Source organism: Corallococcus sp. 4LFB (genome assembly GCF_046520365.1).
In the GTDB taxonomy this organism is placed as follows: domain Bacteria; phylum Myxococcota; class Myxococcia; order Myxococcales; family Myxococcaceae; genus Corallococcus; species Corallococcus caeni.
Genome location: NZ_JBKGHJ010000027.1, coordinates 1 through 23,272 on the forward strand (window position 1 = coordinate 1; position 23,272 = coordinate 23,272).

General features: G+C 66.8%; 19 protein-coding genes and 1 pseudogene. 8 read left to right on the plus strand and 12 right to left on the minus strand.

What is annotated here, in order from left to right; translation table 11 throughout:
* Positions 1-437: 437 nt before the first annotated feature.
* From ACLEQD_RS05150 to ACLEQD_RS05165, 4 genes are all read right to left on the minus strand, one after another.
* Entirely contained in the window at positions 438-1,181 is a 744-nt protein-coding gene (locus tag ACLEQD_RS05150) for a hypothetical protein (RefSeq protein ID WP_410382160.1), read from the minus strand.
* 132 nt (positions 1,182-1,313) lie between these two features.
* Positions 1,314-2,129 (minus strand): hypothetical protein, encoded by an 816-nt coding sequence (locus ACLEQD_RS05155; RefSeq protein WP_410382162.1) that lies wholly within the window; start codon positions 2,127-2,129, stop codon positions 1,314-1,316.
* A gap of 65 nt (positions 2,130-2,194) precedes the next feature.
* Positions 2,195-2,353 (minus strand): hypothetical protein, encoded by a 159-nt coding sequence (locus tag ACLEQD_RS05160; RefSeq protein ID WP_410382164.1) that lies wholly within the window; start codon positions 2,351-2,353, stop codon positions 2,195-2,197.
* Positions 2,354-2,431: 78 nt separating this feature from the next.
* A complete protein-coding gene (locus tag ACLEQD_RS05165; protein WP_410382165.1) occupies positions 2,432-3,967 on the minus strand; it encodes a hypothetical protein in 1,536 nt (511 codons plus the stop codon).
* A 1,074-nt stretch (positions 3,968-5,041) separates the two neighbouring features.
* Here ACLEQD_RS05165 and ACLEQD_RS05170 point away from each other — a divergent pair.
* Entirely contained in the window at positions 5,042-5,212 is a 171-nt protein-coding gene (locus ACLEQD_RS05170; protein WP_410382167.1) for a hypothetical protein, read from the plus strand.
* Positions 5,213-5,724: 512 nt separating this feature from the next.
* Here ACLEQD_RS05170 and ACLEQD_RS05175 read toward each other — a convergent pair.
* The 3 genes and pseudogenes from ACLEQD_RS05175 to ACLEQD_RS05185 form a co-directional block, all read right to left on the minus strand.
* A pseudogene (locus ACLEQD_RS05175) lies at positions 5,725-6,722 on the minus strand (IS5 family transposase).
* 77 nt (positions 6,723-6,799) lie between these two features.
* Complete coding sequence (locus tag ACLEQD_RS05180; protein WP_410382169.1) at positions 6,800-8,719, minus strand: bifunctional metallophosphatase/5'-nucleotidase; 1,920 nt, start codon at positions 8,717-8,719, stop codon at positions 6,800-6,802.
* A 215-nt stretch (positions 8,720-8,934) separates the two neighbouring features.
* Positions 8,935-10,071, minus strand: coding sequence for a serine hydrolase domain-containing protein (locus tag ACLEQD_RS05185; protein ID WP_410382170.1), 1,137 nt, complete (start codon positions 10,069-10,071; stop codon positions 8,935-8,937).
* 560 nt (positions 10,072-10,631) lie between these two features.
* Here ACLEQD_RS05185 and ACLEQD_RS05190 point away from each other — a divergent pair.
* Positions 10,632-11,534 carry an SDR family oxidoreductase gene (locus ACLEQD_RS05190; protein WP_410382172.1) on the plus strand — a complete coding sequence of 301 codons (903 nt, stop codon included), beginning with the start codon at positions 10,632-10,634 and terminating at the stop codon, positions 11,532-11,534.
* Between the two features lie 39 nt (positions 11,535-11,573).
* Positions 11,574-11,954: a phosphopantetheine adenylyltransferase gene (locus tag ACLEQD_RS05195; protein ID WP_410382174.1), complete on the plus strand. Its 381-nt coding sequence runs from the start codon at positions 11,574-11,576 to the stop codon at positions 11,952-11,954.
* 166 nt (positions 11,955-12,120) lie between these two features.
* Here ACLEQD_RS05195 and ACLEQD_RS05200 read toward each other — a convergent pair whose 3' ends face one another.
* The 3 genes from ACLEQD_RS05200 to ACLEQD_RS05210 all read right to left on the minus strand — a co-directional run bounded on the left by ACLEQD_RS05200 (position 12,121) and on the right by ACLEQD_RS05210 (position 13,753).
* Positions 12,121-12,675 (minus strand): dihydrofolate reductase family protein, encoded by a 555-nt coding sequence (locus tag ACLEQD_RS05200; protein ID WP_410382176.1) that lies wholly within the window; start codon positions 12,673-12,675, stop codon positions 12,121-12,123.
* A 107-nt stretch (positions 12,676-12,782) separates the two neighbouring features.
* Complete coding sequence (locus tag ACLEQD_RS05205) at positions 12,783-13,466, minus strand: SdpI family protein (protein WP_410382178.1); 684 nt, start codon at positions 13,464-13,466, stop codon at positions 12,783-12,785.
* Entirely contained in the window at positions 13,463-13,753 is a 291-nt protein-coding gene (locus ACLEQD_RS05210) for an autorepressor SdpR family transcription factor (protein ID WP_410382180.1), read from the minus strand. The genes ACLEQD_RS05205 and ACLEQD_RS05210 overlap by 4 nt, the downstream gene beginning before the upstream one ends.
* Positions 13,754-13,963: 210 nt before the next feature.
* On the opposite strand from ACLEQD_RS05210, the gene ACLEQD_RS05215 reads away from it, so the two are divergent.
* The 3 genes from ACLEQD_RS05215 to ACLEQD_RS05225 all read left to right on the plus strand — a co-directional run bounded on the left by ACLEQD_RS05215 (position 13,964) and on the right by ACLEQD_RS05225 (position 20,590).
* Positions 13,964-15,244, plus strand: coding sequence for a glycosyltransferase (locus ACLEQD_RS05215; RefSeq protein WP_410382182.1), 1,281 nt, complete (start codon positions 13,964-13,966; stop codon positions 15,242-15,244).
* A gap of 571 nt (positions 15,245-15,815) precedes the next feature.
* Complete coding sequence (locus ACLEQD_RS05220) at positions 15,816-17,321, plus strand: hypothetical protein (RefSeq protein ID WP_410382184.1); 1,506 nt, start codon at positions 15,816-15,818, stop codon at positions 17,319-17,321.
* Positions 17,318-20,590: a hypothetical protein gene (locus ACLEQD_RS05225; protein ID WP_410382186.1), complete on the plus strand. Its 3,273-nt coding sequence runs from the start codon at positions 17,318-17,320 to the stop codon at positions 20,588-20,590. Before ACLEQD_RS05220 ends, ACLEQD_RS05225 begins: the two co-directional genes overlap by 4 nt.
* Before the next feature lie 141 nt (positions 20,591-20,731).
* Here ACLEQD_RS05225 and ACLEQD_RS05230 read toward each other — a convergent pair whose 3' ends face one another.
* Complete coding sequence (locus ACLEQD_RS05230; protein WP_410382188.1) at positions 20,732-21,307, minus strand: class I SAM-dependent DNA methyltransferase; 576 nt, start codon at positions 21,305-21,307, stop codon at positions 20,732-20,734.
* Between the two features lie 3 nt (positions 21,308-21,310).
* Entirely contained in the window at positions 21,311-21,715 is a 405-nt protein-coding gene (locus ACLEQD_RS05235; protein WP_410382190.1) for a GFA family protein, read from the minus strand.
* Between the two features lie 204 nt (positions 21,716-21,919).
* Here ACLEQD_RS05235 and ACLEQD_RS05240 point away from each other — a divergent pair, with 204 nt between their 5' ends.
* The gene (locus ACLEQD_RS05240; RefSeq protein ID WP_410382191.1) at positions 21,920-22,651 is read left to right on the plus strand and encodes an SDR family NAD(P)-dependent oxidoreductase; all 732 of its coding nucleotides are present in this window, start codon (positions 21,920-21,922) and stop codon (positions 22,649-22,651) included.
* 131 nt (positions 22,652-22,782) lie between these two features.
* Positions 22,783-23,247 carry a hypothetical protein gene (locus ACLEQD_RS05245; RefSeq protein ID WP_410382193.1) on the plus strand — a complete coding sequence of 155 codons (465 nt, stop codon included), beginning with the start codon at positions 22,783-22,785 and terminating at the stop codon, positions 23,245-23,247.
* The last annotated feature ends 25 nt before the right edge of the window (positions 23,248-23,272 follow it).

The window sequence follows — 23,272 nt, forward strand, 5'->3', positions numbered from 1 at the left end:
GCCGCACGCCCCGTGCCAGCGCGAACTCCCGCTGCGTCTGCCCGCTGGCCTCGAATGCTTCCGCGATGCGTGCCCACTCCGGCTTCTCCACCTGCTTCGCCATGCCCGGAAGCGTCCGCCGCGCGCCGCTACGTCGGCAATCCCTCACGGCACGTCGTTGGCCGGACGGTTACGTTCCTCCAGGCATCACACAACTTCCCTGACACAGCGGGCTGATGGCCCAAGGACCGGACCGTCCGTGTTCAGCTCACTGGCACCGGCCTATTACACGGTCACCTCGCCGTAAGCGCGTCAAGGCGACACAGCGAGGCGAGACAGGTCGCCAGGCGCACGCAACGAGAAGACACCGAAGCGTTATCGCAATACGAGTTTCTCTGCGGATTTGAAGAGCCCCGGAACCGAGTGCTCGATCAACATGCGCACGCAGCCCCACCGAACTACATCAATGTACCAAACAGTGTGGCGGTCCCAGTATGACACCTGCACTCCAGCAAGTAGCGGGCGATAGAGGTTGTCGTCATCAAAAACTCGCCACACAGGAGCCCCGCTGATTCCGCGCAACTGCGGATGAGCGGCTTCATGCCCATCAATTGTGCCAAAATCGTTCCTGTAGAGCGGGAAGCGAATTCTCGTTTTCTGTCGAATTCATCACCGACTGGCACCGGCTCAGCTTGAGCATTGAAGCGAAACTTGTCACCAGCCAGTCCGCCCTCCACTCGCTTACTGTACTCAGTAGGCCAGCCTGTCACATGGTACCAAGGATACTGGCCTTCTGGCTCCTCAGGAGCAAGATCAGCCATCGTGACTGGCTTCCAGCGAACACTGACGACGCTCGGCGATTCCAGCCTTAGAATCGCCACATCGTACACGTCGGACAAACTCCATTTGCCAACCAAGGGCACCATCGCCTCATTGTCCCCAGGAACCAATAGCATGGATTCTGGAGGCTTGATCTTTCTCCTATCTCCTACAGGGAAAAACTCCTCTACAACGTGCGCAGCCGTGACTAAGAACCACTCAACTTCGCATCGAAAGAACCAGCCGGTCCCAACTGGCCGAGGGAAGCCTTCAGGTTGCCGGGCGACCAATGGAACGGAATAGTCGTCCCCAAGCTTCCTGAGCTCCCCCTCAATGCTTCGCAGCAAATCAAGATGCCCTTCAGCACCCGCTAGTTTCTTCATGTCACTCCCCAAATTCAATCACAACCAGGTGAGCACACTAAGGCCTCCAGACAGATCTTCGCGGCAAGGGAATCAGGCGCGCACGGTCATCTTCCTCCTTGGAAAAACGAAGCGCGAGGCGATCTCCTGGAACTATGTAGGCTTCACGGGGGGCGCGCTCTGCGGCGGAACTTTTCGAGCGAACAGGTGAAAGTCGAGAGCCTCATTCACGCTGAAGCGGCCTGAGTACCCATCGAGTCCTTCTTCAACCTCCATTGGGTAAAGCAACCACTCAGACCATTTCTCTCCGCGCTCTCGAGCTCGCGCGAGGAGATCCGCGTCGACCTTGTGCTTGGCAGCATCGACGCCAGCAAGGAACGTATTGACGTCGATAAGGTGTGCGATGTGCAGTCCCGTGTCCGCCTGAATGTTCTGGTGGACGATCTGTGTGGACAGGGCACGATTAAGCTGCGACTCGTTGCCTCCACGCAGCGCGGCAACAAACTGCTCGCGAAACTTATCTACGTTCTTCGTACTCTTTCGGTACTCGAAGCAGAATTGCCCCGGAGAGAGTTGCCGCACGCGGACATCCGTGAGCCGCCACATGAAGTGCGTGGCGTCATCGATTGGGCAGGCTTCGAATGACTTCTTCGCCGTACGGTCGAGAAAGTGCCACGCCGCAGTGGCGTCGGTAGAGAATGATATCAAAGGACTGTGATAAGCTGCGTATTGTTCTTCCTTATTTTCATTGCCGTAGCCGACGTGAACAGCCACAAGCTGCTCTAGTGGCTGTTGCAGGTGGCGAGAGAGACCTCCGTCGGTGGATTTGGCGAGTAGCCCCTCTGTGACATAGTAGTCGGCAAAGGTTCGACCTCGCTGCGGCCCTTTGGCCCCTTGCGAAACCGTAGGCAGCGAGTCGCCTCTGTAGAGCGTCGGTAGGGACACCATCTCTTCTGACTTCGTCGTCATCCTCGACCTCATCTGCAGACCAGGAAAGAGGGAGCGACTATATCAGATGAATGAGCCCGCATTCTTCACCGCGCGAACGCAGCGGCCGGCCTTGCTTGCCCAGCCGACTGCGTGTGCTCAAGGATGCACCGCACCTCCTCCAGCACCAGCTTCACGGCCCCGGCCATGAACTCCGGGCGGAAGCTACGCCGCTGCCGCCTCCGCTTCTTCTCGCTCTCCGACATCGAACACCCTTCCATCACATCGTGGGTGTCCACGGAAGCGAGGGACTCTCACTGTAACGGCGGGGCGCATCCACTCGGCTACACTTTTTCACCCAGCCATTCGGCGAACTTAGCAGTGCCGAGCGCCTCATAGGCGACGAGGTCCTTCTTGCGCGTGCTGAGGCGGACCAGCACTCGACGGAAATGTTCCGAGGGCAGCTTTGATTCGACTGCGCGCTCCGAAATCTTGAAATCACGTGCGAGAAGCTCGCGCAACTGCACGCCAACCCAACGCTGTGACTGCGCCTCCCACCAGTAATTCGGATCCGGCCACAGCCTCACGTTGGAGACCCCAAGCCGAAAGCCACCATAGGTATCTACGACGCATCCTGAATCCCGCACGGACCTGTACGCAGCGCGGGCCGCAGCCCGCGCCTTCTTGAGGAGCAGGTCAGGATCCTTCGTGGCGCGCCCAGTCCATTCACCAAGGAGTTGGCGTTCGTACCGAACCCCCAGTTGCCCTCCCCGCAGTTTTGGAGCGTCGCATTCCACCAACTGCGCCCGCAGGTACGCGCCCGTCTCACGCTCGAGGACAAGCTCGACTTCATCTCGTACCCCGTCGGGCTGACACACGTCGACGATGCAGTGGGCGAGAGTCTCAACCGTGGGGGAGATTCTCACAGGACGCGAGGGAGGCCGTGGGGCGATCATCCTCACGCTCCCGGCAGGCCTTGAACTCGTCACGGCGTTCCGCAAAGACAGGTCGTGAACCTCCTCCTGTTTCCGAACGCGCTGAGCCTCGGCCTCACGAGCGCGCTGAGCCTCGGCCTCACGAGCGCGCTGAGCCTCGGCGTCGCGAGCACGCTGCTCGTTCCATTCGCGGGCCCGCTGCGCCCGGAGCTGTTCTTCCGCTTCGCGTGCGCGCTGCCTCCGCTCCTCAGCCTGCCTCTCGCAGGCAGCTTCATAGTCCTGCGCCGCTTGGCAGCCCTCACAAAGCCGCCGGCTCACAGGTAGTACCGCCTGCTTCAACGGTAGGGGAGAGGAGAAGCGCCACGTTGGCGCGGTCTCCGTACCCAGCAGCGCCCAGGCATCCACCTCAACCATCTGCGCCCCAGCCACCGTGAGGGCACCAATCTTCCTCGGTGAGCAAGGGTGAGCAGCCCGGACTTCGAACGACAGGAGCGGAACGCCGGCGCGCAGTAGGACCACATCCGGCTTCAGGGTGCGTCGAGGGTCCAGCCAGTGCTCAATGCGGATGACATCGCCCGGTTCGGTGAGCAAGGCCTCGTGCGATATGCCTGCCGCGCATCGCAGGCACGGTTGCTCCACGACGAGCGCCCCACCCTTCTCGCATAGCTCCTGGAGTTGCGTGCGGAGGTGGAGCTTCGCGGCAAAGTGCAGACCTCCCTCACCCTTGGCGCCCCAACAGGGGCGCTGCTTGGCAGTTCCTCGCTGGTGCCTGAAAAAGGAGCGTACCGGGATGCTGCCGACGCGCATGAATGCGGAGACCGGCTCCAAGGGTTGACAACAATCCTCGCTCGGGCAGAACGCCGCGCCCTCAGGTTGTCCTTTGAGGGCTAGCGCCTCAACCACCTGGATCTGCCCGCCTCCCTCGCGCACGGCAACGGTAAGCATGAACTCCCCCAACCAGTTCGTTTGAGCGTCGCGACCATCTCTCGGAACAAGCCCCCGAAGCGTCGCACGACTCGCCCACAAGCGCCGCAGGAGCCCCGGATCGAGCTCCAAGCCCAGGAGGGGCTGCGTCACAGCGCCTGCTTCCCAGCTCTCCATCCGACCGAGAGCTGCTGAGGCTTATTCATTTTCGGAACGCCCCACGGGCCCCGCCTACGAGCCAAGTTCGGGCGCGGGCCCTGCCCCCACTCCACACCAGGGTGCCGCATCCGGTGGCTGTAGCGGCGGCAGCGCCGGACCGAGCGAGGCCCGGCAGTCAGGCTCGGCTGGCCCTACGCCACCCGCTTCGGCCGTGGACGCGGGCCAGACTAGGCACGCAAGGCACTCGCGACACTTCGCACGCGGTACAGCCCTGGCGTCGTCACCCGCGCCGTGGCCGTAGCGCTGGCGATTGAGGTCCGCCGTCCCACGCAGCCATCGCACGCGCCACTCAGCGCCCGCGGGCTGGAGCTCAGCGACGCCGCCCCGCCGCTCATGGACGAAGACCTCCACCGTCAGCTTCCGCCGGCCGTCGGCCTCCTACTCCACATCCTGCGTCAGCCGCATCCGCATGGAGGGCCTCCTCCGACAGCAGCAGGCGTCGGGCACAGCCAGGGCAATCCCCCGAAGGAGGTAGACGTCAGCGGAGGACGTGGTGGACACATGCCTGAGGCATCAGCAGCCGATTGCACGAGTCGTCGGCCATCAGCTACTGTCCCCCTAGACGCGTCCGCCTACGCGTGACCCTCATCGGCCAACCCGTGCTTGGCCACATCAACGAGGGTAAAGGGGAGTCATCTCCTCGGGCTGGATGTCGTTCACTCTCCTCGCCGTGTGCGTGGGAGCACGGGTCTTTGCGCGCAGGGCTTGAGGAAGTGGGCGATGACTAAGCAGAAGGACCTGAAGGCGCTCATCCGTGAGCGCATGGCGAAAACGGGCGAGAAGTACGCTGCGGCACGGCTCCATGTTCTTGGGTCCGGCGATGGGCCTGGCGGAAACGATCCACGATGCCCAGCATGCAAGGGGCGCCTTCGCGCGGTGCAGACTCGAATCGAGCCCGACTCGGAAGACTTCTTCGACGACATGACGGACGGGCAGATAGCCGACTACCACTTCGCGGAGGAAACTGGCGACTACTCGAACTGGACCATCGAGGCGCTGTATTGCCCGAGGTGCGAGCCGGTGCCGCCTAGTGTTCTGGATGAGTAGGCCTGGGGTACGTCGACACAGCGGTTCTGACCGGGCAGCACGGCCCTGCCTATCGCTGGAGGATAGGCAGGGCTGCGGGCAGCTCGGACGGCTCGATGCAGCGGGCATGGCCGACGCAGCACTGGATGGGGCATGGGCGCTGAAGTTCCTGCGACGCGCGACGAGCGGCGAGGTCCGGCGGCGGCCCCGACTACCTCCGCCCAGCAGGATCTGAGCGGAGTAGTCGACCCGTCCCCTGCGGACAGGAGCAACGAGACCTCCCTAAGTCGACTTCGAGCTAGGAGGTCGAGGCTGGCGGCTTCCGTGGGGCCATGAGGTCCACCCCGTATCGACCATCCTGATGCACGCGCTCCACTAGCAGGCTGTTGAAGAAGCCCGGTTTGTAGGCATGAGAGCAGGCCTCCCATGTCCTCCGCTCTCAACCTTGTCATCGGGGGGAGGCGGAGGGCGAAGGGCGTCTATGCGGCAGCCAGCCGCGCCATCCGCACCAGGTTGTACGCGGCGCCCACCAGCTAGGCCGCCAACTCCCTCCGCTCCCGACCTTTGAATCGCGTCTTGCGGAAGCCGCCCACCGTCTTCATCCGGCCCCAGACTTCCTCGATTCGCTTCCGTATCCGCTGGCTGAGGGCGTATCCGGCGGGCCTCGTCGCTCGCCTATCGATGGCCGAGCAGCGTCGAGCGTCTGTCGTTCGCGCGATATGCGGCGTCACTCCCATGCGCCGACAGTCGGCGACGAAGTCCGCCGTGTCGTAGCCCTTGTCCGCCCCCACCCAGGCGCGCTCGTTCCGGGACTTCAGCCCCTCGAGCATCATCACCGCCGCATCGCGCTCGGCGAAGCCATCCGCCGGCATCACCGCGAGGTCCACGAGCAGCCCGTTGCGATTCTCCATGACGCCATTGAGGCTGTACGCGCAAGCCGCGCCTCCGGGTCCGTCGTCGAGGAGTGCGTCGCGTTGCCCCTCTTCTGCCCGTGGAAGTTGACCGTCGGGTTGCCCTTGTCGTCGGGCGGCTCCTTCTTGTCGCCCTTCGGGCGGAACGACATCAGGGACGCCCAGGCTTCAATCAGGCTGCCATCCACGCTGAAGTGCTCACTGCTGGTGAGCCCCGCGCTTTGCGCCTGACTCATCACCGCCATGAAGAACCTCCGGGCGACGTCATGCTCCAGCAGCCGGTCCCGGCTCTGCGAGAAGGTGCTGTGGTCGAAGGAGGCCTCCTCCATCCTCATGTCGAGGAACCACCGCTACAGGAGGTTGTAGTCGAGCTGCTCGCAGAAGTGCCGCTCGCTTCTCACCGAGTAGAACGCCATGAGGAGGCAAGACTTCAGCAGTTGCTCCGGCGGGATGCTCCGCCGGCCGGTGCCGCTGTACATCACGTCAAACGTCGGCGAGAGCGCTGCCAGCACGGCGTCCGCCATGTCCTTCACCCGGCGCAGCGGATGTCCCGCGGGCATCCGGTCTCCCGGTGTCCGCAGGCTGAAGAGCGTCGTCTGCTGCTTGGGGCGTCCGCGCATCGCTGCCTCCGTGGCGCGGAGGACACCGCGCCACCGTGCGGGGTGCCGATCCCTCCGAGGGGCTTCTCAACACCCTGCTAGGGCAGCCTGGTGATGCGATTGAGCGCGGGGGCGGGCAAGGGGCTCGCCTGGCTGCTGTGTGCCTTCAGGTATGCCTCCAGCGCGTCGCTGTCCACGGCGCCACCCAGCCGGTTCGTCCCCTCGGCGAACACCTGGACGCCATCCCCCCCACTCGCGAGGTAGCTGTTCGCGGTGACTCGGTAGTTCGCCGCCGGGTCCACCGTCACGCCGTTGATCCGGATGGACGCCGGGTCGACGCGGCTTCCGACGGGCGCCGACGCGCTGAACGCATAGGTGAAGCCCGCCGACGGAAGCAGCATGAGGGTGGCTCCCGACGGCCGCCACTGCCACTCCAGCAGTTGCTCGATTTGCGCGCCCGTCAGCGTCAGGGTCACCAGGCTGTTGCCGAACGGCTGCGTGGTGAAGGCCTCGCCGTAGGTGACCTCGCCCTGGGCGATGTCCGCGCGCATGCCGCCCGGGTTCATGAAGGCCACCTGCGCCCCACCCAGGTTCGCGGGCTTCGTCGCCTCCAACTGCGAGTCCGCGATGACGAAGCCCAGGGTGGACTGGCCCACGGAGTCCGACTGTGTCCTGAGCGTCTGCGACACCCAGCCGATGACCCGGTTGGCCCTCGGCTCGACGAGCTCCTGGTACTTCGTCACCAGCTCCTTCACCGCGCCGACCTCCTGCACGTCGCGAGTGACGATGACGTTGTTCGCTCGCGCCTCCACGACGTCGCCCGTCGCCTTGCTCAACGTCAGGTCGATGTCCGTGACGAGCTGCCCCATCGACAAGGCGCTCGTGACGACCTTGCCATCGATGACGCAGTTGTAGGCCTGATGCGTGTGGCCGCTGACGATGACATCCACCGCGTCGTTGAGGCCCTTGGCCACGCCCACGATGGCACCTGAGATGCGGCCGTCCGAACCCGCGCCCTTGCAGTCGTTCACCAGCGAGCCCGAGGTCGGAATTCCGCCCTGGTGCACCACCACGATGATGGCTTCGATGCCCTGCCGCCGCAGCTCCGGCACCAGCGCGTTCACCGTCTGCACTTCGTCCTTGAAGGTGAGCCCCGCCACGCCCGTGGGCGTGACGCTCTCCGGCGTGGCCTCCAACGTCATGCCGATGAAGGCCACCTTCACGCCCTCGAACTCGCGCACGTCGTAGCGGGGGAACAGCGTGCGGTCCACGCCCGTGGCCACGTTGGCCGCCAGGAACTTGAACTTCGCGCCCGGGAAGCCATCCCCGTCCAGGCAGCCATCCACCGGGTGGCAGCCGCCCCACTGCATGCGCAACAGCTCCGTGCTGCCCTCGTCGAACTCGTGGTTGCCCACCGCGACCAGGTCCAGGCCAATCAGGTTCATCGCCTCGACGGTGGGCTCGTCGTGGAAGAGCCCCGACAGCAGCGGGGAGGCGCCAATGAGGTCTCCCGCCGCGACCACCACCGTGTTCGGATTGGCGGCCCGCAGGGCCGCGATGTGCCGGGCGAAGTACGTCACCCCGCCCGCGTTCACCCGCACCGGTCCACCGTCGGGGGCCACGCCCGCCAGAATCTGGCCTGCGGGCTCCTCGAGCTGCCCGTGGAAATCATTGAACGCGAGCACCTGCACGCTCACCGTGGAGGGACCCGAGTCGGGAGTCCCCGCGTCGGGAATCCCCGCATCGGGTCTCCCCGCGTCGGGCGTCCCCGCGTCCGTGCCGGAATCCGGGGGCGGCACCTGGACGGAATGCGGCTCACAGCGCTTGTCCTCGCAGACCCACTCCGTGTTCGAAGCCGGCGGTCCCCTGTCTTCACGGCAGTCGGCGGAGTCCTGGCACTCGTCACCTCCGCAGCCGCCCTGGGCGAAGAGGAACATGCCGGTGACGAACGCTCCGGCGAGCAGGAAGACGCTGGGACGTGCTTCCAGCAGTGACGAGCGCGGTGTGGCTTGTGGCATCGACGGAACTCCAACGAACAGGGCGGGAGAACCTACCCTGGTTCGTGGACGATGGCGCGACTTCACTCGGACGACACCGCCGGGACAGCGACGGGGCCACGCAGGTGGACGGTGCGCACCGTCAGGCCTCCCTGCTCCACATGCCCTCCGACGACTTGTCGAGCTGAGAGAAGTCCGCGGGCTCGACGCGTACCCACTCCCTGTTGTTCGCCGTGCTAGCGACCCTGCATGGATTCGACCCTGTCAAAGAGGGGCGCCAGCGCGCGTTCCATCGCGTCGGCGGTCGCATCGCCGCTCTGGTTGGTGATGATGAACACCCCCAACTGATACTTCGGTACGAGGTAGAGATAGCATTGCGCGCGAGGCACGCCGCCGTGATGCACGTAGTGGGTGCCCAACTGGCGGCTCTGGCCGATGTTCCAGAAATAGCCAATGCTGAAGTCCTCCGCGAAGCGCACCAGCGGCTTGTGTGACTCTGTCACCGCGGGATGGTTGCTCAACTGCAAGCGCAAGTACTTCACCATCTCCGGCATCGTCGCCTTCAAGGCTCCCGCCGCGCCCCAGGGCAGGAGTGGCATCGGCGTGGTGCCGACCGGGTTGTCGCTGTGGTAGCCAGGAGCCAGGCGGTGGGCGTCCTGGGCACGCAGGCGCAGCCACGTGTCGTGCATACCGGCTTCCCGCGCCAGGAACTCCGCGAGCAACGACTCGTAGGGAGCCCCGTGGATCTTCTCCAGGGTGTGCGCGACCAACTCGGTGCCGGCGCTCGAGTAAGCATAGTCCTTGCCGATCGGGCCCTGGATGCTGACGGTGTGCAGGTCCTGCCAGAACTGCGGCTGCCCGTAGTCCGCATAGGCGGCATTGAGCTTTGCCGGGGTGGCATGCGCAGTGAAGTCCCTCAACACCTCATTCACTTGCAGTGGCAACATCCCCGGCATGCCGCTGGTGTGTGTGACCAGATGGCGCAGACGGATCGGCCCGCCGTCTGACTGAAGGTTCGGATAGGCGGACGGCAGATACTTTTGTATCGGGTCGTCGAGGGTCGCCTTGCCTTCGAGGACAGCGTTTGCCAAGAGCAGGCCAACGAAGGTCTTGCTGACCGACCCTATCTCATAGAGGGTCGAATCATCGGGCGGATTGGACTTGCCGGTCTCCAGTTCACCCCGATGCAGGATGAACTCCTCGCCGCGATAGACCACTGCGATCGACGTTGCGTGCAGCAGTCGTGACCGCAGCAGGGTCGTGGCGGCCTGGTTCATTGCCGTGGGGATATCGCGGGCGGGTGCAGGGCCCGTCGTCTTGCAAGCGGCCAGCACCAGCATCATTCCAGCAACGGCTACGGAGAGTTTGTTCATCAGGCCCATCATCCAAGGGGGATGGGCACTCTCGCACGCCCCCCAGGTCGGAGCCAGACACGCGAGGCCCCACGCACAACAACCTGGCTACTTCGCGAGCACCCGTCCCCATCCGGTGCAACCGCACCAACTCTCTCAACCTGTCCATGTCGACTCTCCGGTAGCGCATCCGCGCGCGTCCCTGGCCGCACCGCGGGGGCGGTGCTCTTGGAATCGCGAAGATGCACGGCCGCGTTTCTTCCAACTGTCTTCAGCGTGGAACGGACCGCCGTCCCGATTGCGCCAGCTCAAGGTCCGCCTGGCCGACCCCGCTACGTACAGCTTGGGTGACCCGCCTGCGATCCATTACCCCGGTCCGTTACAGCCGCTGGCAGCGCTTCCTGTCGGACCGCCTGCGCCTACCCAAACTTCGGTCGCGGAGTCATGCGTACGGAGGTCACCCACCGTGTAGCTTGCGGACATTCAATCCGCCCCCGATGGAAGGGCTTGCCCCAACCCCTCTTTGAGAACGTCGTCCACGGCGCACCGGGCCCTGCTTGGGCCGGGCCCGCCGATAGAAAGTGGCGCGACGCAGGCCCAGTGCCTCGCACACCGGCGCCACGCCCAACGCGTCGACGGCCTCCAGTGCTACCTCCATCAGGGCTCCTCGTCGGGCTTGGGCAGTTCCACCCCCAGGAGTTCCGAAACTTTTTTTGAAGGTCCAGCAGCGCCTCTGCGCGTTTGAGGCGCACCTGGGCCCGGGCCAATTGCTTCTCCAACTCGGCGACGCGCTGGGCGCTCGCGTCGGGCACCTTCGCTGGTGGACCGCGCTTCTTCGGACTGCTGGCGGCGTGCACTACATCACGGCCGACGTCACGACCGTCGAAGGCTGCGCGCGGGTGGCGCGTGACGCGCTCGCACACCTCGGCGGTCTCGACATCCTGGTGCATGTGCTCGGCGGCTCGAGCGCGTCCGGCGGTGGCTTCGCCGCGCTCGGCGAGGACGCGTGGCAGAAGGAGCTCAATCTGAACCTGATGCCCGCGGTTCGGCTCGACCGGGCGCTCTTGCCATCGATGCTGGCGCAAGGTTCGGGCGTCATCGTGCACGTCACGTCCATCCAACGCGAGCTGCCCCTGCCAGAATCAACGACGGCGTATGCCGCGGCGAAGGCGGCGCTGTCGACCTACAGCAGGTCGCTGTCAAAAGAGGTGGCGCCCAAGGGCGTGCGGGGGGGCCGCGTCTCGCCGGGCTGGGTGGAAACGGAAGCCTCGGTGCACGTGGCCGAGCGCCTCGCCGCGCAGGCCGGCACCGACTACGAAGGTGGCAAACAGCTCATCATGGAGTCGCTGGGCGGAATCCCGCTCGGCCGCCCGGCCAGGCCCCGAGAGGTCGCCGACCTCATCACGTTCCTCGTGTCGCCGAGGGCGGGCTCCATCACCGGCACGGAATACGTCATCGATGGCGGTACAGTGCCGACAGTGTGAGCGGTGGCACCCTACCGCGTTCCCCCTGCTGGAGTCCGTATGCGCCACGTCGTATCGACGATGCTTGTGTTCGTGGGCGTCATCCACCTGCTGCCACTCCCTGGTGTTCTTGGGAGCGAACGGCTCGCCGCGCTCTACGGTCTCTCCTTCACCGAGCCCAACCTGGCGATTCTCATGCGCCATCGCGCGGTGCTCTTCGGCCTCCTCGGGCTCTTCCTGGTCTTCGCAGCGTTTCAACCTTCGCTGCAACCCGCGGCATTCACCGCCGGCTTTGTCAGCGTCATCTCCTTTCTCTGGCTGGCCGGGTCCGTGGGTGGCTACAACGCCCAGCTCGCGCGCGTCTTCATGGCGGACATCGCCGCGCTGATCTTCCTCCTGGTGGGGGTCGCCGCCCATATCGCCGAGCGAGTTCGGGGCTGAGAGTCCCCGGGAAGGCTCACCTGCGGGAAGATCGCAGAGGCATGAAAGAGAGCGCCGTGATGCTTGCGGCAGTCGAGCCAGTGGCACACGCCGACGCGGCACGGCCGTCCCGGCGCGACGATGCCGCACAGGCAGCCGCCGGTGAAGCGCTCGGGTCCTTCCACGCTCATCCCGCTTTGCGACGGAAGTGGAGCGCCTGCACGCCGGACTTGAACCGCTGCGTCGAGAGGAGCTCGAGCTGCCGTGCACTCGACAGGCCATGAAACAACGTCGGCCCGCGGCCACTGATGATGGGATGAACGACGATGCGGTACTCGTCGATGAGCCCCAACTCCTCGAGCGCAGCCGCGAGCTTGGGCGCTCCGACGAGGACACCCCGCTCGGTCTTCGCTTTCAGCGCCGAGATCGCCTCGCGAAGGTCACCCTCCACCTTGATCGTGTTCTGCCACGGAAAGTCGCTCCGCGAGCCCGACACGACGTACTTCGCCTTCGCCTCGAGCGCCTGTGCCCACTCGCGCATCGCGCGCGGCGCCTTTTCGTCGCGTGCCACCGCGGGCCAGGCTCCCTCCATCAGCTCGTAGGTGTTGCGCCCGAAGAGCATCGCCCCACTCTGCTCCATGAGCTGCCTCCAATAGTCGTGCAGCTCGTCGTCCACGATTCCCTGGGTGTGATCGATGCACCCGTCCAAAGTCACATTGAGACCGAAGGTAAGGAGGCCCATGGCGTGGGACTCTACGCAAAGCGCGCCCAGCGCGCAGCAGCCCGAGCCATCGACGCAATGCCCCATCCACGGGCCTCATGACCGCGATGTCGAGCAGGGCCCCGGCTTCACGCAGGGCCATGTGAGCCCGCGTCGTCCGTCGGGCCGTGCGTGCCCCCATGGAGGCGGCGGTAGAGGAAGTACGAGTAGAGCACCGGAGTCATCGCCGCGACTCCGACCGCCGCAATCACGGGGACCGGCCCCCCACCGAGCAGCCCCGAGACGAGGACGACGACTCCCGCGAGGACGAAGAGCCTTCCTCCCAGGCGATGCGTGCGCAGCCAGACCTCGTCGCTCGCGAGCGTCCAGGGCGTCCGGATTCCACAGAAGAAGTTCTTGGTGAACTTCCCCATGTAGTTGCCCAGCAGCACGAGGAGCAGGCCCGTGGCCGCGGGAACCACGCGCGCCATCGGCACGGCGACGCCGATGCCCACGAGCAGGACCAGCGCGTTGAGCAGAAACAGGAACGCGACCAGCACCGCCTGGATGCCCTCGAAGACGCCCTGGAATCTCGCCACGCCGTAGCCCCTGGGCGAGATCCGCGGCACGGCCACCAGGACCAGGTACAGGGCAGCCGTCACCAGCGGCAGGACGAAGGGCCCCCAGGGCTTGGGCGTATACCCATCCACCACGCCCTCGGCATTCCAATGCGTGGGGATCGACTCCGGCAACCGGCCGTAGAGACTGAAAGCCATCGCGAACGACGCGACGACCAATCCCAGACTCACCGCATGGGCTCGACTGATTCTCATGACTGCCCTCCCTTCCTCTTGTCGACCTTGAAGAGGTCGAGAAGGACTGCCGCTACGTCCTCGAACACGGTCGTATTGAGCGAGTAGACGATCTGCTGCCCGCGGCGCTCACAGCGCACCAGGTCCGCGGCCTTGAGGATGTTGAAGTGATGCGACAGCGACCCCTTCGTGATGTCGAATGCCTCAGCGAGCTCTCCCGCTGACTTCGAGCCGCCCTGCAGCAGCTTGAGCACCTTGCGCCGGGTGGGGTCTGCAATGGCCTTGAAGACCTCCTGCATTCGAACCATGACCTTTCGATATTTTTATAAACTTCAAAATAACGTCCGGGAAGCTCCTGTCAAGGGCATGGTTTCCGTGGATTGGAGCATCACCTCATGGGAGAGTGGCCCCACATTCCCAAGGGTGTGCGTAGCGCAGGGCACGCACAGGTGAATCGGTGGTCGGGCCGCCACCTTGCCGCGATTGTTGCCGCGGACAAGCTCCCGTGTGAGGCCCCCATGCGCGTACTCATCTCCACCTACGGTACCCGAGGTGATGTCCAGCCCTTCGTCGCGCTCGCCAAGGCCCTGAAGGCGAATGGCCATGTCGTGGCGCTCTGCACGCCCACTGGTTTTCGAGGCATGGTGGAGCGCCACGGCATTCCCTACGCGCATATGGACAATGCGGTGCTGGAACTGACGGAGTCCGTTCTGCGCGCCCCCACGCGTGCCGAGCAGCGGCGGCTGTTCAAGGGGTTCGGCGCCATCGTCCGGGCGGCCATGGAGGACGAGTGGCGAGCGGCGCGGGAGCTGGAGCCGGACGTGCTCGTGTACCACTCCAAGGCGCTCGGCAGTCACCACATCGCGGAGAAGCTCGGGGCCGTCGAGCTGCTGGCAATGCCGCTGCCGCTGACTCCGACGCGCGAGTTCCCGGCGCCGATAATCCCTGGTTTCCGACTCGGCGGTTGGCTCAATGCGCTCAGCTATCGCGTCCTGACGCTGGCCAACGCTGTTTGGGCCGGAGCAACCAACGACTTCCGGGTGAAGACACTGGGCCTCCCGCCGCGCTCACGCTTCGCGGACCCGATGAAGAAGGCCGATGGCTCCGCGGTGCCGGCGCTGTACGCGTTCAGCGAGCAGCTGCTGCCACGTCCCACGGACTGGCCTCCCCAAGCGCAGGTGACGGGCTGCTGGTTCCTCGACGAGGCTGACCAATGGACTCCGCCCGCCGAGCTGCAATCGTTCCTCGAGGAGGGGCCGCCGCCCATCTACGTGGGCTTCGGCAGCATGGGCGCGGCGCATGCCGAGACTCGTGCCGCCACCGTCCTGAAGGCCGTGGCGTTGACCGGCGAGCGGGCGGTGCTGGCCACGGGCTGGGGAGGCCTGAAAGCGCACGAACACCCAGCCAATGTCTTCATGCTGGAGTCCGCGCCACATGACTGGCTGTTCCCTCGAATGAGCGCGGTGGTCCATCACGGCGGGGCCGGCTCCACGATGGCGGGCTTGCGCGCGGGCAAGCCCACTGTCATCTGCCCCTTTTTTGGCGACCAGCCCTTCTGGGGGCACAGGGTTCATCGCGCGGGCGTAGGGCCCCAGCCCGTACCGCGGAAGTCGCTCACGGCCGAACGGCTCGCGGAGGCCATCCGCACGGCGCTGTCCTCAACGGTGCAGGCCCAGGCCGCGGCGGTGGGTGAACGCATCCGAGCAGAGGATGGAGCCGCGCGCGCCGTCCAGCTCATCGAACAAATGCATTGGGAGTGGGACCACCGACCTGGGAGGGCCCCTCCCCTGGCGAGTTGAGCTCCGTGCGTTCGGAGGTGCGCCATGGCCTGCCGGGCAACCTCTTCGCTGCCCTCCGCCGTCGTCACGTCGGCCGCCCCGACGCCCTTGGTCCCGCCCGTTGGAGCAAGACGGCATCGTCACGCGCATCGTGCACGGCTGGTAGGCCGTGCCGATGCGCGTGCAGCCGTCGCGCATGCTTCTCATGCCCAGGCTGGCCGCCGGGTCGGCGCCCCCATCGGCTTCTTCCGCCACGCGCGCCGTGAGGGTCTCCACCTTCGCCATCAACTCGACGAGGACCGCGTCGCGCGGCCACCTGCGCTTCCAGTTCCGCGATGCGCGCATCCTTGGGGTCGAGCTCCGCCACGAATCGCGGTATGTCACGCCACAGCCGCCACCGTCGAGGCGGCGTCCCGGACGCACGCGCTCGCTGCGATGAAGAAGGCCGCGACGAGCACGCCGCCGGGCTCGTCGCGGCCTGCGTCGGGTGTGACGAGTCGAGCGAGACGGCGCGCTGGGCGGCGGCGTTGAAAGCGGACCACCGCCGGTTTCCCGCGCTCCGCGAGGAGTTCGACCGTGCCATCGGAGCGTCATGACAACGAAGCGAAATGCGCCCGCGGGCGAGGCTCACAAGTGGGAGTTCAAGGCGCGCTTCCGTCGCCACGCCTTCGGCTGGAAGTCACAGCCGGCGATCACGCGAATCAAGCAGGCGGTCGCCGAGATCAAGAAGGTCGCCAAGAAGGATGCGGTGCTCGCCGCCGAAGGCGCCGTGGTGTTCCTCGAGCGCGTGTCACCGGCGCTCGAGCACGTGGATAGCTCGTCAGGCGCCATCGGCACCGCGGTGAACAACGCCATCGCCGAGCTGGTGCCGACCATCGCGAACGCACCGGCCGACGCAAAGACGCGCGATTCGTGGCTCGAGCGGCTGTTCGCGGCCTACCAGGACGACGGCATCCCGTACATCGAGTGGCTGGGTGACCACTGGGGCACGCTCTGCGCCTCCAAGGAGGTGGCCTCTGCGTGGGCGGATCGGCTCATCGGGACGGTGAAGCTCGCATGGAGCCCGGACCCGAGTCTGCGCGGCTTCTTCAAGGGCACGACCAACTGCCTGAGCGCCCTGGTCGCCGCGGAGCGCTACGACGACGTGCTCGCGCTGCTCGAGCTCGCGCCGTACAAGATGTGGCACTCCCACCAGTACGGCGTGAAGGCGCTCGCGGCCATGGGGAAGAAGGCCGAAGCCCTCAGCTATGCCGCGGAAGGACGCGGCCTCAACGACAGCCCCATCGCGATCGCGCGTGCGTGCGAGGAGGTGCTGCTCTCCTCGGGGCTCGTGGACGAGGCGTATCGCCGCTACGGGCTCGAAGCGAACCAGGCCGGCACCTACCTCGCGACCTTCCGCGCCGTCGCCAAGAGGTACCCGCACAAGCCGGCGAGCGAGATCCTCGGCGATCTCGTGAAGACGACGCCCGGTGCCGAGGGCAAGTGGTTCGCCGCGGCCAAGGACGCCGGCCTCTACGACGAGGCGTCGCGCTTGCGAGTCGCACTCCGTGTGACCCGAAGACGCTCGCGCGGGCAGCGCGCGACCATGCGGACAAGCAGCCCGCGTTCGGGGTCGGTGCCGGGCTCCTCTCCCTGCACTGGCTCGTGCAGGGCTACGGCTATGAGATCACCAGCGCCGATGTGTGGGACGCCTACCGCGCGACGCTGGCCGCGGCCGAGCGGCACGGAGGCAGCGCCGAGGCGAAGGAGCGCATCCGCGAGCTGGTCACCGCCGAGCAGGCCGGCGGCTTCGTCACGAAGGTGCTGGGGCGGGAGCTCGGGCTGTGACACATGCTCGCGTCCGGCGTCGCTCCCCGGCACTGACCTGTCTCGGGTCGGAATGACGACCAAGAAGACGCCGTCCGAAGACAGCGCGGGGGCTGGCCCTTGCTGGACAAGCGCTTGGAAGGGCTGCTGGCTTGGGGCCCGATTAAATCGGGTTAAATCTCCAGGGAGCCGCTTGGAAGCCAGGCGCCTCCCGAAGCAGCCTGGGGCATCGCGGCACGGAAGGGGCGCGGACGAGCCCCCCTTCCGAGCCAGGCCTTCACGAGGGGGATGACCCTGAGCACCATCAAGCGCGACCCGCAGCCACTGCTTTTCCCACCACCGCCACCTCCCAAGCCCAAGACGGCGGCGAAGCCTGCGCCGCCGCCTCCCGCTCCCATGCCCCAGCGCGGCGGGTTCTTCAGCGGCGACACCCTGGCGGTGTCCCCGCTGGGGAACACCCTCCAGAAGCTCCGGAGCCAGTTGCTCGCCATGGATGGAGGGGTGGCGCCCTCCACGACGGCTCCCGCCACCACCCTGCTGACCGAGAACACCCGCGACGGACAGCGCAACTGCCTGGACGCGGTGGGTGACTGGCTGGCCCTCGCCACGCCCCAGCTTCGCGCGCGCAGTGAGGTGCTCATCCTGCGCGACACACGCTCCGGCGCGGAGGGAACGACGGGCCACGCCGTCATCCGGCAGGGCGAGTCCATCTTCGACCCGTCCACCGGCCGCAGCTACGCGAACTTCAAGGAGTTCAACGCCGCGGGCAACTACCAGGTCGTCCACACCACGAGCGGCGTGGCCATGCAGCGGGTGCTCAGCACGCCCGCGGGCTCGCCCGAGCGACAGCAGGCCCTCGACGCGGCCCGCATCCCCGCCGCCGTCCAGCACATGCTCCTGGCCGACACGAACGAGGGACGCCCCCTCACCGCCCAGCAGCAGGCCGCCCTTGAGCAGGCCGTCCTGGCCCTGCCGCCCAACCCCACCGCGCAGGACATCGGCGCCATCATCGACGACCAGGATGCCTTCTGGCTGGACTCCGGCGAGCAGAACCCCCAGGCGCTCGCCGCGCTCACCACCGCCATGGTGTCGCGCCATGCGCCGCCGAGGGGCCCCCAGGCCGACCTGATGGGCTTCTCCATGGCCATGCGGCAACTGTCCACGGCGGCCGGTGGCTTCACGCCGGAGATGTCCGCGGCCGTCGCGAGCGCGGCGCTGGACCCGGCCCTCGCCACGCGGGGACTCCACACGGGTGAGATCGCGGCCTGGGCCCTGCAATCCGCCACCACGCCGGAGGCCGCCCAGGCCGTGCTCGACACGGTGGGCCCCGACCGGATGGAGTCGTTCGTCGCGTCGCTGGGCCTCAACCCGACGGACTCCAGCGACCCCACGTTCCTCAACAGCGGCAGCCGCATGCTGGCGCTCAACGATTTCATGAACGTGGCCTCCGGACTGTCCGGCACCGACGGCGTCCCCAATGGTGCGCAGGCCCGCTTCTTCGTCACCGTCGCGCGACAGGCGGGCCCGCGCCCGCTGGAGAACGCGGACTTCCGCGAGGCGCTCGGCAAGGGGCTGGGCACCGTCTACGCGCTGGGTGATACGGCGCTGGCCCGCACCGAGTCCGCCCGCATGGGCGAGCTGCTCCGCAATGGCCATGTCGGCGACCTGCTCCAGGGCGCCACCGCCGAGCAGCGGGATGGCCTGCTGGTGGCGTTCCTCGACAACCGCCAGCTCACCTCGGCGGTGGTGGACCACCACGGCGGCAACCTCGCCACCGCTGTCGCCTTCATCCAGCTCCAGTCCGTCACGGAGGGCCTCACGGGGGCCTTCGGCCCCGATGGCCAGGTCCCCATGGGACCGGATGGCCTGCCCCTCATCCTTCCCGACGCGCAGCTGCCCGCGCCGCCCCCGGACGTGCTGGCGCGGCACCCCGCCGTGGCCGCGCTCGGCAGCCCGCTGTCCGCCGGGACGGTGGCCCAGGCGGTGGAGTCCGGGCAGCTCACGCCCGCGCAGGCGGCGGACTACCTGGACGACCTGGCGGGCCTGTCGAGCAACCTCGCCAACCCCGACCTGGGACGCTACGGCGCGGACGGGCTCACCGCCGGCGTCATCCAGGTGCTCAACGGCGGCAATCCCATCGAGAAGTCCCGGCTCAACGAGTACGCCGCCCTCAACGCCGACAGCCTGTCGCGGCTGGCGGACCTGGTGCGCGCCTCCGACGACCCGGCCTACGTCGCCCAGGCGATGACGGCGGCGGGCGCGCAGGACGCGACGTTCCGCGCCAGCCTGCCAGGCTACGGCGACGCCATCGCCGCCATGGGAGAGAGCGTGCAGGGCCGACGCCGCCTCATCATCGCCGGGGTGGGCATGGTCGCGTCGATGGCGGCGCCCATCCTCGCGGCGGCGGCGATTCCCGCGGGCACCACGCTCGCGGTGGGCGGCGTCACCCTGGGCACCGCGACCCTCCAGGCGGGCGCGGCGGGCATCACCACCACGTTGGTGAGCACGGCCCTCAACGCCGGCAACCAGTACGACGCCACGGGCCAGCTGCATCTGGGCAACGCGGTGGCGGGCGGCGTGGTGGATGGGCTCACCACGTACTTCGGCATGCGCATGTCCATCATCGCGGCGGCGCGCGGACAGAGCGGCCTGGGCAACGTGCTGCGCGGCGCCACGCTGGACGGGCTGGGTGGAGTGGGCGCCTATGCGCTGGGAACGCCTGGCGCGCTGGAGGGCATCTTCAAGGGAGATCCCCAGTTCGTGAACACCGCCGCGCTCCAGGGCGGCGTGAACTTCGGCGCGTCCTTCGTGTTGAGCAGCCTGATGGAGCTTCCCGGCGTGGACACGCAGCCGCGCCCGGACAACATCGTGCTGGATGGAATGGGTGTCCTCGCGCCCATGCCCCGCTTCGGGGCCTCCGCCGCCGGCTCCCGGGTCCACGGCTACCGGGGCATGCGCGACATGAGCATCGAAAGCCTGGAGACCATCATCACCACCGGACTCCACCCGCGCATGGTGCGCACGGGGCAGCTGGAGGCGGGGACCATCGAGAACATGCCCTTCTTCCAGCGCTTCTGGCTCGCGGTGCAGGAGTCCGCGGGGAAGGCGGGGACGGTGGGCGAGCACGTGGTGATGCTCACGCGCAACCCGAACATCGCCGAGTCCTGGGCTCGCAACACGCCGGTGAGCACCCAGGGAGAGGTGGCCTGGATGGACTTCGGGAGGTTCGTGGCGGGGCTGCCCAAGCCCTCGCGCGCGGAGTACTTCACGCCGCAGCAGTTCGAGCTGCTGCACGCCCAGCAGGTCGCGGCGGGCGGGCCGCCCATCTTCGTCAAGGACTCCTCCGGGACGACGGTGCAGATGACCCTGGAGGAGGTGCGCCTGCTCCTGGGTGACCGCCCGTTCGACCTCACCGCCGAGGTGGCGGCGCCAGTCGAAAGCCAGGTGGGGCTCGCGTCCTTCTACATGAGCACCAGGCACCAGGAGGAGCCCATCGTCGGCTCGATTGGCCCCGACGGCATCATCGCCCTCACCATCCTCTACGACGGAACGCTGCCCTGACCCGGCAGGGCGCCGCCTGTCCAGGGCCCCAGGCGCTCTGGACGCGGGAGTGCTTCAGCTCCTGGATATCGGAGACGAAGGGCTTGAGCGAGGCCGGAGGCGGTCGGCGCGCGCAGCTAGCGCTTGAAGACACCGCCTGCCTCATCCTGTCCTGCGCGCCAGGTAGTAGACGTTCCCGCCCGGGTCCGTGTGCGTCGTCTCCAACGTGAGCCCGTGCGCGCGCAGCAGGTCGCGATACCCCTCGACGCTGTACGAGTGATAGCGGAACGGCACGCCATTCATCGGCGCGCCATCCATGGAGCCGTGGGCGTCGCCCGAGGTGAAGAGGAACGCGGCGCCAGGCTTCAAGGCCCTGACGATGTTGGCGATCGCCTGTTCCTGCTCTTCGTGGCGCAGGTGGAACAGGACGCCCCACGCAATCGCGGCGTCGAACGTTCGCGCCTGGAGCTCACACGACAGGATGGACGCACAAAACACCGGAACGTGGGGGAAGTTCGCTCGGAAGCGCGCCAGCAGCTCGCGGGAGCTATCCACGCCCGTCACCTGGCAGCCGTGCTCCAGCAGCACCCGCGTCAGCGGCAGTCCCGTGCCACAACCGACGTCCAGCACCAGGGCGCCGGCCGGCAGTGAGGCCGCGAGCGCTGTCACTTCCGGGACGCCCACGTGACCTGCACGTTGGGATGCATACCAGTCCGCGATCAAGTCGTATTCGTGCACGCGTCAGCCTTCTCGCGGCTTGGGAGGGATCGTGTCGAACCGCGGCACTCCGTCCGCGACGTCGTAATAGTCGCCCTTGTCGGCCATGTAGACGTGGACCGCGATGCGGGTGTGGGTCGGCGTGTCGAAGGCGCCCATCGCAATTCCAATCCAATCCCGGTGGAGCGGATCCCAGAACAGCGACGAACCGCAGACAGAGCAGAAGCCGCGACGCGCCTTCTCGGACGACTGGAACCAGCGGACCTTGTCCCCGCCCTCGATGGTGACTGCTGAGCGCGGTACGTCCGTCGATACGAAGTAATGGCCCGAGTGCTTGCGACACTTGCCGCAGTGGCAGGCGTCAGGGCCGGGCAATGCTCCCTCCACGGTGAAGCGGACCGCGCCGCACAAGCAGGATCCCCGATGCATGGATGACCTCGTCCGGACGATGGAAAGACTGCCCCCGGATTCTTATCCGAACCAGGCCGCGTCGCGATGAATGGAAGTGAGCAAGCGGTGACACATCTCGGCGCCGGTCGCATCGAGTCTCGCGGCGGTGGGCGCCATCGCGGACGCAGCCCTCCACGCGCAGTGAGTGGTGCCTCGGTGTGACGGCGCGCATAGTGGTGAGACATGGCACGCATCTTCATCACCGGGTCAGCGGACGGCTTGGGCAAGGCCGCGGCACAGACGCTCCTCACCGACGGTCACGAGCTGATCGTCCATGTGCGCAGCGAGCAGCGGCTCGCCGCCGTACAGGACCTGGTGACGCAAGGCGCGGTCGCCCTGGTCGCGGACCTCGCGGTCCTGGAACAGGTCCGTGACCTCGCCAACCAGGTCAACGCGCTTGGGCAGCTGGACGCGGTGATCCACAACGCCGGTGTGTACTCCGACCCGTCGATTCTGCCCGTGAACGTCGTAGCGCCCTACGTGCTCACCGCGCTCATCCAGCGGCCCCAACGCCTGGTCTACCTGAGCAGCGGGATGCACAAGGGCGGGCAGCCGAGCCTCGATGGCATGGATTGGAGCGGACGTCGCGCCACGGGGACCTACTCGGACAGCAAGCTCTTCGTCACCGCCCTGGCCTCCGCCATTGCCCGACGCTGGCCGGACGTCTTCAGCAACTCGGTCGATCCAGGCTGGGTCCCCACGAAGATGGGCGGTCCCAACGCGCCCGATGACCTGCGGCTCGGTCACCTCACGCAGGAGTGGCTGGCGACCAGCGACGCCGCCGAGGCACGCACCACGGACGGCTACTGGCACCACCAGCGACGGGTCGAGCGGCACCCCGCGGCGGACGACCTGAAGTTCCAGGCCCAGCTGCTCGACGAGCTCGCTCGGGCCACCGGAGTTTCGCTCCCCTGAGCCGGACACCCTGACCCGCCGGACGACTCGGTCCCGGGTCAAATTGTCACACGCCATGCGCTCCCAGACGCGCTCCCAGGGCGTAGAGCCAAGGCACACTGCTTGCTACGTATTCCACCAGGGAGGCGCACATGATGCGATTTCACTGGGTGGTGGGGCTGACCTGTCTGTTGTTGGGAGCGAGCGCGGGGGCGACGCCCGACATGCGCGAGAGCTTCAAGACCGATTACCGGGAACAGCGCTTCGAACAAATCATCGCCGCCAGTGCCAGCGAGCTGGAGCACATTCCAGCCGAAGGGATCCTGAAGAGTCCCTACATCCGACTGGTCTCAGAGACTGCTCGGCCCAGGAACACCTTCAAGTTCTCCAGCTGGATCCTCTGTGTGTCGTCCACGCGCGAGGTGGATGGCACCGTCCTCCTCATCGACTCCGTCGAGCGCGTCCCGGAGCCTGAGAAGGACGGGCCGGAGCTGATCGTCTACTACCGGCGGGTCAAGGCTCCCGGCACTCACACGACATCCCAGGTCTGGCCCTTCGCGGTCCTGATCGCATACGGATGGCCTGAGAAGGTCAGCTGTAGGGCAGTGCCGGAATGACGGCGCGCGGCCGGCCTATCGCCGG